Origin of the sequence: Vibrio crassostreae, from assembly GCF_041439375.1 — a bacterium.
Taxonomy (GTDB): Bacteria; Pseudomonadota; Gammaproteobacteria; order Enterobacterales; family Vibrionaceae; genus Vibrio; species Vibrio crassostreae_D.
The window spans coordinates 48417-60494 of record NZ_JBGONY010000004.1 but is presented as its reverse complement, the minus strand read 5'-3'; the positions used below and the strand labels follow the sequence as shown (position 1 = coordinate 60494).

The following is a 12078-nucleotide window of genomic DNA, read 5'->3' as shown; positions in this document are numbered from 1 at the left end:
GCCTTTTTGTATTCTGTGGTCTTTTTATATTCAGCTACTTAGTTAGGTGTACTTCTGTTTGGTTATAGCTTTTCGCTGTACTCAACCAGTACTTGCTCAACCCAGCTTGCGATACGGTCATCGCTAAGCTCGTATTGTGAATCTTCATCAAGCGCCAAACCAACGAATTGAGATTGGTCTTCCGTTAACGCTTTAGACGCTTCGAACTCGTAGCTGTCGTCGTTTGGCCAGAAGCCAACAAACTCTGCTCCAGCGGTTTTCAGTTCATCATGCAACAGACCCATCGCATCAAGGAACCATTCGCCGTAGCCTTCTTGGTCACCTAAACCAAACAGAGCCACAACCTTGCCTTTCATTGGCGTGGTTGCGATGTCTTCCCACAGTTCATTCCAATCTTCTTGGATTTCACCGAAGTCCCAAGTCGAGATGCCCAGCAATAAAAGGTCGTAGTCCGCCATCAATGAAAGAGGGGTTTCTTTAACGTTATGGATATCAACTAGGTCTTCACCAATAATGCCGCGAATTTTCTCTGCTGCCATTTCTGTGTAGCAGGTGGTTGAGCCGTAAAATAATCCAATTTTCATAGCAAACGTTCGATTTTAATTTCAGATGGCGAATTCTAACCATAAATCGACTTCGATTGCAGCGATTATCCGCTCAAGTCGTAATTTTTATGGCATTCATATTTGCTCTGGCATACTCTCAAAACAGTTTCCAATATTGTGAGTAACACTATGCAGTCGCCTCAAGGGCAGAGCGAAGACCACGGTCTCGTTGAGCAGTTTTTAGATGCTATGTGGATGGAGCGAGGATTATCGGAGAATACGCTGGTTTCGTACCGTACCGATTTGTCCAAGTTATTAGCGTGGATGGAAAAGAACAATTACCGCCTCGACTTCATTAGCCTTTCAGGTTTACAGGATTATCAAGGCTGGTTAGCCGACGCTGATTTTAAGCAGACTTCTCGTGCCCGTATGTTGTCGGCGATTCGTCGCTTGTTCCAATACTTACACCGCGAGAAAATCAGAGGTGATGATCCAAGTGCTTTGTTGATCAGCCCGAAGTTGCCGCAACGCTTGCCGAAAGATTTGAGCGAAGAGCAGGTTGATGCTTTGCTTGATGCGCCAGATCCGAACGATCCGATTGAGCTTCGCGATAAGGCGATGCTTGAGTTACTATATGCAACGGGTTTGCGTGTGACAGAACTGGTTAGCTTGACGATGGAAAACATTAGCCTAAGACAGGGCGTGGTGCGTGTTATTGGTAAGGGTGGTAAAGAGCGCTTAGTACCCATGGGCGAAAATGCGGTCGATTGGATAGAGACTTTTATTGAACAAGGTCGTCCACATCTACTTGGCGAAAACAGTTCTGATGTGGTTTTTCCGAGTAAACGCGCCAAGCAAATGACCCGTCAGACGTTCTGGTATCGTATCAAGCACTACTCGGTCGTCGCCGGTATCGACACAGAATTGTTGTCACCCCACGTATTGAGACACGCTTTTGCGACGCATTTACTGAACTATGGCGCAGATCTCAGGGTCGTACAGATGTTACTTGGGCATAGTGACTTATCGACAACCCAAATTTATACTCACGTGGCGACTGAAAGGCTGAAGCAAATTCACGCGCAGCATCACCCACGTGCTTAAATCCATTTATTTTTAAGGTGAACTTAATGAGCGTATTACGCCGTCTTCCTCTACTAGCGCTTCCTCTTATGATTACTGCATGTAATGCATCAGAAGCGAAAGTAGAAACAACGTCAACAGCCGTAGAAGCTGCTCCTGCTCAAGCTATTGATACTGCAGCGTTAACTAAGCGTTTTGAAAAGATCGGCATTAAGGTCGATAAGATTGTTCCTTCGGATATCGATGGTCTTTTAGAAGTTCAAACCAACAGCGGCATTATCTTTTCTTCTCCTAAGGGCGACCATTTTCTAGCCGGTACACTTTACTCTTTGGATGACAACGGTAAGTTCAGTGATGTTTTGGCTGAGCGTCAAGCTCCGTTGAATGCTGAAAAAGTAGCAGCAATGTCGGATACGGTTATCGAATATAAAGCTGATAACGAAAAGTACGTTGTGACGGTATTTACGGATATTACCTGTGGCTACTGTGTTCGTCTGCACAGCCAAATGCAGGGCTACAACGATCTGGGTATTACCGTTCGTTACATGGCTTACCCGCGTCAAGGCGCGACAGGACAAGTTGCTGATCAAATGGCGGCAATCTGGGCGTCAGATGATCCAAAAACAGCTATGCATGACGCTAAAGTAAATCGTCAAATGCCAGCGTCTGGTAAAGACCTAGCAGAGCAGAAGCAGATCATTGCTAAACAATACCAATTGGGTCGTGAGCTTGGCATCAATGGTACACCGGCTATCGTACTAGCAAGTGGTGAGTTGGTGAGTGGTTACTTGCCGCCAGCACAACTTCTTCAACGTTTAGAGCAATAATCTCGTTTTCTGTATTGCCATTTATCCCCCATGTTTTTGATTTAAGGAGAGGCCTGATTGATATCGGGCCCATTTTTATATGATAGAGATCCAACGCCGTCCAGAGGTCGACATTTCAGTCTTACCTGCTCACTTACCTGACTTATTAAAGCGTATTTATGTGAGTCGTGGAATCGACAGTGCTGACCAACTAGAGACAGCAGCGAAAGGCTTGCACTCTTATCAAAAACTGGGTGGCATTGATGCTGCGGTTGAACTGTTGTTCAAGGCCATTCAGCAGCAAAAACGCATCATCATTGTTGGTGACTTTGATGCCGATGGCGCAACCAGTTCAGCGTTGTCCGTACTTGCTCTACGTATGTTGGGCAGTTCTAACGTCGATTATCTGGTACCAAACCGTTTTGAAGATGGTTATGGCTTGAGCCCTGAGGTTGTCGAACAGGCAATCGAGCTTGGCGCCGAAGTGATCATGACGGTTGATAACGGTGTCTCTTCTATTGAAGGTGTTCGCTTCGCTAAAGAGAAAGGACTAGAGGTTCTGGTTACCGACCATCACTTACCGGGCAATGAACTGCCAATGGTCGATGCGATGGTTAACCCAAACCTTGAGAGCTGTGCTTTTCCTTCGAAAGCCCTAGCGGGTGTTGGTGTCGCTTTTTATCTGATGATGGCATTGTGTGTTCACATGCGTAAGTTGGGTTGGTTTGCAGAGCGCGGCATGACAGAACCTAAGTTGATGGAATTGATTGACCTTGTGGCGCTGGGTACGGTTGCCGACGTGGTCCCACTCGACGAAAACAACCGAATTTTAGTGCATCAAGGTTTGCAACGTATTCGTGCGGGTAAAGCTCGTCCGGGTATTCAAGCCTTGATCGAAATCGCTAAGCGAGACGCTAAGCGTTTGGTGGCGTCTGATTTTGGCTTTGCTCTTGGTCCTCGTATCAATGCAGCTGGTCGATTGGATGACATGTCTTTTGGTGTTGAGCTACTAATGAGTAACAACATCCATGCGGCGCGTCGAATGGCAAGTGAACTGGATGGTTTGAACCAAACACGTAAAGAGATCGAAGAGGGCATGAAGCAAGAAGCGATGGCTTTTTGTGAGCGCCTTGAGTTTGGTAAAGACGACCTGCCTTCTGGTTTAGCCTTGTTCCAACGTGATTGGCATCAAGGTGTGATTGGTATCTTGGCTTCGCGTATCAAAGACAAATACCACCGCCCAGTGATTGCGTTTGCAGATGGCGGCGAAGGCAGTATCAAAGGTTCATGTCGCTCAATTCCAGGTTTGCACATGCGTGATGCTTTGGACCGAATCGACACTCAAAACCCAGGCTTGATTCTTAAGTTTGGTGGCCACGCAATGGCGGCTGGCTTAACCATCATGGAAAAGGACTTTGAACGCTTCAGCAAGTTGTTCAATGATGTTGTGAAGAATGAACTTGGAGAAACAGCACTGAAGGGCATTATCTTGTCTGATGGTGAGCTGTTACCAGAAGAGTTCTCTATGCACACCGCTGAAACGCTGCGTTCAGGTGGCCCGTGGGGACAAGCTTTCCCTGAGCCAATTTTCGATGGTGAGTTTAAAGTGCTGCACCAAAAGCTGGTGGGTGAAAAACACCTTAAGCTGATGCTCGAGCCGCTCTACAAAGGCCACCCTACCAATGTGATGATTGATGGTATTGCCTTTAACGTCGACCTACGTCGCTGGCCTGATGCATCAGTAAAAACCGTTCATCTTGCATTTAAGCTCGATATCAACGAATTTCGTGGTAACCAATCGTTGCAGCTGATGATCGATCATATCGAAGCCAAATAGTTATTTTGGGCTCAATAATGCTCATCATCTAGCGCTAAATTCAACAAGCTCTGTTCAAAAACAGGGCTTGTTTTCCTTCCTGCCCTTACAAATTCTACGTGTTTCTTCTGCCTGTCAATTTTATATCCCATTAAGTTGTTGAATCTTGGTTCACCACTCTAAAAAATTCTGTATCTCCGTCACACTTTTGAGTACAATTCTTCGGTTAAATTCTACTCATAAATGATGAGCTAAAATGTTTGAAATCAATCCTATAAAAAACCGTCTGCAGGATGTGTCTGAGCGCACAAATATCCTGAGGGGGTATCTTTGACTATGACGCTAAGAAAGAGCGTCTAGAAGAAGTAAACGCAGAATTAGAACAACCGGATGTATGGAACGAACCTGAGCGTGCTCAAGCGCTAGGTAAAGAACGTTCTGCATTGGAAGCGGTAGTAGAAACGATCGACCAACTTGACCAAGGTGTTGAGGATGTTGATGGCCTATTAGAGCTTGCGGTTGAAGAAGAAGATCAAGAAACGTTCGATGAAATTGAACCTGAACTGGCCGAGCTTGAAGCTAAGCTAGAGAAGCTGGAATTCCGTCGTATGTTCTCTGGTGATCACGATGCATCAGATTGCTACATCGATTTACAGTCAGGTTCGGGCGGTACAGAAGCTCAAGACTGGACTTCAATGATGTTGCGCATGTACTTACGTTGGGCAGATTCGAAAGGCTTCAAGACTGAAGTTATCGAAGTGTCTGATGGCGATGTTGCTGGCCTTAAAGGCGCAACGGTACGTATCTCTGGTGAGTATGCTTACGGCTGGTTACGTACAGAGACTGGTGTTCACCGTCTAGTTCGTAAATCACCATTTGATTCAAGTGGTCGTCGTCATACTTCATTTGCATCTGCGTTTATCTATCCTGAGATTGATGACAACATTACGATCGACATTAATCCTTCTGACCTACGTATTGACGTATACCGTGCCTCTGGCGCTGGTGGTCAGCACGTAAACACCACGGAATCGGCGGTACGTATTACTCACGTTCCGACCAACACCGTGGTTCAGTGTCAGAATGACCGTTCGCAGCATAAGAACAAAGATCAAGCGATGAAGCAGCTACGTGCTAAGCTTTTTGAACTTGAGATTCAAAAACAAAATGCTGAAAAACAAGCGAGCGAAGAAACGAAATCAGACATCGGTTGGGGCAGTCAGATCCGCTCTTACGTACTGGATGATTCTCGTATCAAAGATTTACGCACCGGCATCGAAAACCGTAATACTCAAGCGGTTCTTGACGGTGACTTAGACAAGTTTATTGAAGCTAGCCTGAAATCAGGTCTGTAAGCTTTATCAACTATTAAGCTTTACCAATAATATTGGTAAAAATGCCTATATTTGCAAAAATATAGCGGTCCAAATTTTAAAAGCAGGGTACATCTCTAATGACTGATGCTGTTCAAAACGAAAACGCACAAGAAGCTTCTTCACCTGAAGAGAACAAACTAATCGCTGAGCGCCGCAGCAAGCTGGATCACATCCGCCAAAACTGCAAAGCTAACGGTCACCCAAATGACTTCCGTCGTGAGCACCTAGCTGGCGATCTTCAAGCGGAATTCGGTGAGAAGACTAAGGAAGAGCTAGAAGAGCTTAACCACATCGTTGCGATCGCTGGTCGTGTTATGGCGAAGCGTGGTCCATTCCTTGCGATTCAAGAAACTTCTGGTCGTATCCAAGCATACGCAGCGAAAGACGTACAAAAAGTACTGAAAGAGAAGTACCAAGGCCTAGATATCGGTGACATCATCGGTGTTAAAGGTGCGCTTCACAAATCAGGTAAAGGCGACCTTTACGTGAACATGGAAGAGTTTGAATTGCTGACTAAAGCACTTCGTCCTCTACCAGAGAAGTTCCACGGTCTAACTGACCAAGAGATGCGTTACCGTCAGCGTTACGTTGACCTAATCGTGAACGAAGATTCTCGCAATGCATTTATCGTGCGTTCTAAGCTTGTATCTTCAATCCGTAACTTCATGAGCGCGAAAGGCTACCTAGAAGTTGAAACGCCAATGATGCACGTGATCCCGGGTGGCGCAACTGCACGTCCATTCATCACTCATCACAATGCACTAGACATCGACATGTATCTACGTGTTGCACCAGAGCTTTACCTTAAGCGTCTAGTGGTTGGTGGTTTTGATCGTGTATTCGAGATCAACCGTAACTTCCGTAACGAAGGTCTATCTCCACGTCACAACCCAGAATTCACAATGATGGAATTCTACCAAGCGTACTCTGACTACAAAGACCTTATGGATCTGACAGAAGAGATGCTAAGCACGGCAGCAATGGACGTTCTTGGTTCTACTTCTATGCCTTACGGTGACGAAACGGTTGAGTTCGGTGGCACTTACGCTCGAATGAGCATGTTCGATGCAATCAAGCACTACAACCCTGAGCACGCTGAGATTCAAGCGCTAACAGAAGCAGACCTACAAGACCGTGAGAAGATGGTTGCTATCGCAAAATCTGTACACGTAGACGTAGAAACGTTCTGGACATGTGGTCAGCTTCTAGAAGAGATCTTTGGTGAAACGGCTGAGCCTCAGCTAATTCAACCAACGTTCATCACTGGCTACCCAGCGGACATCTCTCCTCTAGCACGTCGTAGCGATGACAACCCATTCTTCACAGACCGTTTTGAGTTCTTCATCGGTGGCCGTGAAGTTGCGAATGGTTTCTCTGAGCTTAACGATGCACAAGACCAAGACGAGCGTTTCAAAGCGCAAGTTAACGCGAAAGACGCGGGTGACGACGAAGCAATGTACTACGATGCAGACTACATTACTGCACTAGAGCACGGCCTACCGCCAACAGCAGGTCAAGGTATCGGTATCGACCGTCTAGCAATGCTATTTACAAACACGCACACAATCCGTGACGTGATCTTGTTCCCGGCAATGCGTCCACAAGCGTAATTCTCGCTTATAGGGCGTAACAGCCTATGTAATTAAAAAGCCACCTTCGGGTGGCTTTTTCTGTTTTTGGGCTTCAAAACCTAGTCTGTACCGCACTCTTGATTCGAAAAATCGTTATTTCTGACATAGTCTTACTATTGAGACATAAAATCTAAGATAGTCTCACTACTATACGCCTCTGCGCTGAATACGATCTCGCGGCATTTTGTCGAACGATGAAGCAGTGACTCGTATTAGCCTGATTTAAATAAAAATAGAATAAGGAAGAAGGATGGGAACTCAATTTAAGATGGATTCCTTACCAGGTTCTCTTATCGTCGTTGGTGGTGCGTACGAACCCTGGTTATCAGTGTTAGAACAAGTGGGTTGGCAGTGTACCCAGTGTGCAGATTTACGAAAAGCCGATGCCTTGATTGCTGATATTGGCCCATGTATTGGTATTGTCGATCTTAGTCATGATGAGTTCAGTCTCAACGGTATTGCTAACCTTGTGAGCAATAACAAGCAGGTGAGATGGCTCGCCTTTATCCGTGAATCGCAATTAAGCTCTGATACTATCTGCCAGTTTATCGTTAACTTCTGTATCGACTTTTTCACGGCGCCAATCCCAGATGCTCAGTTGCTGAGTACCATTGGTCACCAACTGGGTATGCTGAAGCTTGAGCAGAAAGTATGGCCAAACTACGGCATTAACAACAATATGGGCCTGCTGGGCGACTCTGTGGCTGTGAAGCGCTTGAGAGACCAAGTGAAGCGTATTGGGCCGACTGATGTCAGTATCTTGATTTATGGCGAGAGCGGAGCTGGTAAAGAGACGATTGCACGCTCGATTCACCAAAACTCGTCGCGAGCACAGAAGCCATTTTTAACGGTTAACTGTCGTGCCTTGTCTGAAATGAGAATAGAGGCCGAGGTCTTTGGTATTTCAGCACAGCCAGCGACAGCGCCTTGTATGTTGGAAGAAGCCGATGGCGGAACCATCTTGCTTAATGATGTTTTAGCGATGCCACGCAATCAACAACTGAATCTGTTGCGCTTTTTACAAGAGGGTAAGATTGAAACCGCTAATGGACCTAAATCCGTTGATGTGCGTATTCTGGCCGCGAACTCCTCTGATATCGAGAAGGCGTTGATTGAGGGCGATTTTAATGAAGAGCTCTATCACTACATTAATGTTCTGCGTATTCATGTTCCGAGCTTAAAAGAACGTGTGAGTGATATTTCAGTACTGGCTAATCACTTTCTGCGTGAGTACTCGAAAGAGTTTAATGCTCAAGCGAAGAGCTTTTCAGACGATGCTATCCGTTCGATGAATCGCTACCATTGGCCTGGAAATGTGCGTGAGCTGATGAATCAGATTAAGCGTGTTGTGTTGATGTCTGATGCGGTGATCATTGAGGATCACCAACTCGATTTACCAAAACAGAATGATGAACGCCGAAGTTTGAAGAGTATTCGTGAGCGTTCAGAGCGCGATGCACTGCTGATTGTGTTGGAGTCTTACGGCGGTCAGGTTTCGTTGGCAGCTAAAGAACTTGGCGTATCACGAGCAACTATGTACCGATTGCTCAATAAACACAGCCTAATCTCTGAAGGGGTTGTTTAGACTCTTTTCTACATGACTTTATTCAGTCACTGTAAATGAAAGGCCACGTATCTACGTGGCTTTTTTGTTTCTGAAGGATAGCCAGTTCTTTTCTAGCTCAGCCGAAGATAGATATGCTGTGATTTTATATAATCATAGTGAATATGTTATATTTAAATGAATATGCAACTGATATTTTGGGTAAATGCATTGTTTTGAAAATGTTAACCAATTATCGGTTGAATAATATACTCACTTGGTTAGACTTTACCCGTGAAAGCAGAGATTTAACAAATACTTGTCTGCTTTTACTACCTCATTTCTTTTTGGATTTTTTAGTTAGCTTGGAGGCGCAAATGAAACATTTCGATTTTATACAGCATATTTGCGCGTCGTTTGATCCGTGTACTGACATGGTGACTGATATGTCACAAACATCAGCCATGGCCGATCGAAACACCCAAGATAAACCTAACTAATAGATCCGTATCCTTATTTGGCTGCGGAAAAATAGCAGCTAAATGAGAAGCCCTCACACTATCTAACACGCTATTTTTCCTCAGTTTATTCAACAACTGGAGAGTTATTATGCGTCACTCAGTATATTTAAAATTAGCAACAGTCCTTATCCGTGCCGATCTTCGTCGTGAAGAGCGTGAATGGCAACGAAAAGTTCGTCGTAGTTCATATGATCTACCATGGAACAATACTCACTTATTAAGAGATATTGGTCTTGAGGCTGACGGTCGACCTATTGGTTTTTCTGAACCAGAAGTTGTCACTATTGAACGTCGAGTACGTCACCTTCGTCGTGTCCTAAGTGCGCGAATACCGACGTAATCTGCGGGGTTGATAGCACCGTTCAACCCCTAAGATAAGTCACAGTGATAGTTATGGCGTCGAAAGTGCAAACTTTTGAACTAGAACTGGTCAAATAAGAGAAGCTCTTGCTTCTCTTTTTTGCTTTTTTAAGCCGTTATCTATGCTTTTTTAAGTTGTTATCTAGTAAAGGAAAAGAGTTCTACTAAGCTTTATAGAGCAAGGGAGGCTGGCTATGCAGAAGCATCAATTAGACATGTGGTTACATGGAGAGCATAAAGACTCTTATCAAACTCCAAAAGTGTACGTTATAGGCTGTTCTGATATCTCAGAATATCTACTGGCGGTGGAGTACAAACACAAGCTAGAACCGGTAAAGCAAGACGGCGAGCCGCTTCACTTTGGATCCTTGGATCAAGTGAAAGAGGAGTTACTCCGGCTCGGCTTTGAAAAGGCGTATCTTCGCCTACATAACGCGTATGATGAGTTTGGTAATGAGCCAAGCCAAAGCTACTGTGACATTGAACTGGCGCTTAAACCTCATTAAGAGAGCGTTTGTTGCTAGAGATTGATTCTAATTGCAGGCTCTTTTGTAACGCATTGAGAGTTTTCGCTACCGAGGCTTGATTAAACGATCTATGCGTAATGTGTTGTCAGCAATTTGTGGGTGAATTGAGTTCGTAGATAGAAACCACGTGGTTTAGTTTTGATAGGTTTTCCACTTGCACCGTAAGCTTCGGTTAACACTCGACTGTTGGCAGCTTTTGGACGTAAATGCAGTGCTTCACCGTGTCTTGCAGTTATTTGCTCCACATTGCCTAACACGATCAATTCCATTAGTTCTTCCCAATCTCTTTTCAAGAGTTCGTCTTCAGCTTGGCTAGGTGTCCATAATAAAGGGGATCCTACATGCCTCTCTGCTAACGGGATCTCTCTTTCTCCCTCGACAGGGATCCACAACACCTTAGACAGCTTGTTTCGAACGTGGCTGGTTTCCCAAGTTATGCCTTGCACACCCATCAAAGGCGCGACACACACAAAGGTGGTTTCGAGTGGCTTGCCAGAATAGCCAATCGGAATACTTTTTAGCTCGATCCCTAGCTTGGCAAAATCTTGTTCTGGCTTGCTGCCTGCAGGTGCACCCAAGTGCCATTCCAATAACTGCCCAACCCAGCCTTTATCACGCTTAAGGTCGTTTGGCATCCGCATCTCGGCTTCGTCGGCGAGTTCTTTAAAGGTCATTCCGGCGATGGCATACGCGCGCTCTAACAGCTCTTGTTGTGTTTGTGGTTCTGGTTTCATAATAAAAGGTATGATCAAAAAAACGATTTTATCAGAAGTTATCACCAAATGACGACTGGTTAAGAAATGATCTCCTTGCGAGAAAAGGGATCAAACTCAGGGTTATCCACAGGACATAAAGGTAATTAATTGAAATATTAATTTAGTGGATAAATAAACAGGGGTTTATGGTGGATAAAATGCTTGCCAAATGGGGTTCAAAATGAATCTTTCACTTGGTAGTGTGGATAAACATCGGAGTGGTTGATCTTTAACCATGTCGAATTTCTGAAAGATCTTTTACATTTCCAATGTTTTTTAAAACTAAGATATTATTTTAATTGGTTGATTTGTATGAATATAAATTAAGTTTTATTGATTTGTCGTTTTTTGTGTTGATGAATCTATGGATTAAAAAAACGATTGCGGGTAATTCTTCACATAGTTATTCACAGAAAAGGTGAATAAATGTGGTCTATGTCTCACTATTGTGTGGGTAACTAGAATTTGAGCAAAACTTATCCATATCTTTAGTTATTATTCATAAATATAGCGCTTATCACGTCACTAAGTTTGCTCCGATTGGGGATATGTGGAAAAATCAGAGTAATTAAAAATTTAGATAGAGGTTGGCCAGTGATAGATGGCGATGGTTACCGATTAAATGTTGGTATTGTAATCTGTAACAACCATGGTCAGGTCTTCTGGGCTAAACGATACGGGCAACATTCATGGCAATTTCCTCAAGGGGGAATAGATGAAGGTGAGACTCCGGAACAGGCAATGTACCGCGAGTTGTATGAAGAGGTTGGCCTTACTAAAAAGGATGTAAAGATCGTCGCGACAAGTCGTCATTGGTTACGCTATAAGCTACCCAAACGACTGGTTCGGTGGGATTCTAAACCTGTCTGTATTGGACAAAAACAGAAGTGGTTTCTTTTGCGCTTAGATTGCGATGAATCGCATATCAATATGCAGCGTGGAAGTACACCTGAGTTTGATGGTTGGCGTTGGGTGAGTTACTGGTACCCAGTTCGACAAGTTGTTTCTTTCAAGCGAGATGTTTACCGTCGAGCGATGAAAGAGTTCGCATCTTTAGCAATGCCGTTTAAAGAGCGAAAAATAAAAGGAAAGCGCAAATTGCGTAGAGGTTAAGC

General features: G+C 44.5%; 11 protein-coding genes. 9 read left to right on the top strand and 2 right to left on the bottom strand.

Annotated features, from left to right (window positions below; genetic code table 11):
• Positions 1–62: 62 nt before the first annotated feature.
• Positions 63–584: a flavodoxin FldB gene (gene fldB / locus ACED45_RS03225; RefSeq protein WP_019820572.1), complete on the bottom strand. Its 522-nt coding sequence runs from the start codon at positions 582–584 to the stop codon at positions 63–65.
• Between the two features lie 150 nt (positions 585–734).
• Here fldB and xerD point away from each other — a divergent pair, with 150 nt between their 5' ends.
• The 8 genes from xerD (at position 735) to ACED45_RS03185 (ending at position 10187) form a co-directional block, all read left to right on the top strand.
• On the top strand, positions 735–1649 hold the full coding sequence (xerD, locus tag ACED45_RS03220) for a site-specific tyrosine recombinase XerD (RefSeq protein ID WP_048658059.1): 915 nt from the start codon (positions 735–737) through the stop codon (positions 1647–1649).
• 26 nt (positions 1650–1675) lie between these two features.
• Positions 1676–2455, top strand: coding sequence for a thioredoxin fold domain-containing protein (locus ACED45_RS03215; RefSeq protein WP_017059328.1), 780 nt, complete (start codon positions 1676–1678; stop codon positions 2453–2455).
• Positions 2456–2534: 79 nt separating this feature from the next.
• Positions 2535–4271: a single-stranded-DNA-specific exonuclease RecJ gene (gene recJ, locus ACED45_RS03210; protein WP_017059329.1), complete on the top strand. Its 1737-nt coding sequence runs from the start codon at positions 2535–2537 to the stop codon at positions 4269–4271.
• Between the two features lie 235 nt (positions 4272–4506).
• Positions 4507–5605 (top strand): peptide chain release factor 2 gene (gene prfB / locus ACED45_RS03205; protein ID WP_100208942.1). Its coding sequence is split into 2 segments (ribosomal slippage): positions 4507–4581 and positions 4583–5605, totalling 1098 coding nucleotides; the frame shifts between segments, so codons are not numbered across the junction.
• Positions 5606–5703: 98 nt separating this feature from the next.
• A complete protein-coding gene (gene lysS, locus ACED45_RS03200; protein WP_017059330.1) occupies positions 5704–7236 on the top strand; it encodes a lysine--tRNA ligase in 1533 nt (510 codons plus the stop codon).
• 271 nt (positions 7237–7507) lie between these two features.
• Positions 7508–8842, top strand: coding sequence for a cyclic-di-GMP-binding transcriptional regulator VpsR (gene vpsR, locus ACED45_RS03195; RefSeq protein WP_050053118.1), 1335 nt, complete (start codon positions 7508–7510; stop codon positions 8840–8842).
• A gap of 567 nt (positions 8843–9409) precedes the next feature.
• Positions 9410–9661: a hypothetical protein gene (locus ACED45_RS03190; RefSeq protein WP_004735015.1), complete on the top strand. Its 252-nt coding sequence runs from the start codon at positions 9410–9412 to the stop codon at positions 9659–9661.
• A gap of 214 nt (positions 9662–9875) precedes the next feature.
• On the top strand, positions 9876–10187 hold the full coding sequence (locus ACED45_RS03185) for a DUF6482 family protein (protein ID WP_004735016.1): 312 nt from the start codon (positions 9876–9878) through the stop codon (positions 10185–10187).
• A gap of 89 nt (positions 10188–10276) precedes the next feature.
• Here the strand turns inward: ACED45_RS03185 and mutH are convergent, their stop codons facing one another.
• Positions 10277–10942 (bottom strand): DNA mismatch repair endonuclease MutH, encoded by a 666-nt coding sequence (gene mutH, locus ACED45_RS03180; protein WP_055319051.1) that lies wholly within the window; start codon positions 10940–10942, stop codon positions 10277–10279.
• A gap of 615 nt (positions 10943–11557) precedes the next feature.
• Here mutH and rppH point away from each other — a divergent pair.
• Entirely contained in the window at positions 11558–12076 is a 519-nt protein-coding gene (rppH, locus tag ACED45_RS03175) for an RNA pyrophosphohydrolase (RefSeq protein ID WP_017059335.1), read from the top strand.
• Positions 12077–12078: the final 2 nt, after the last annotated feature.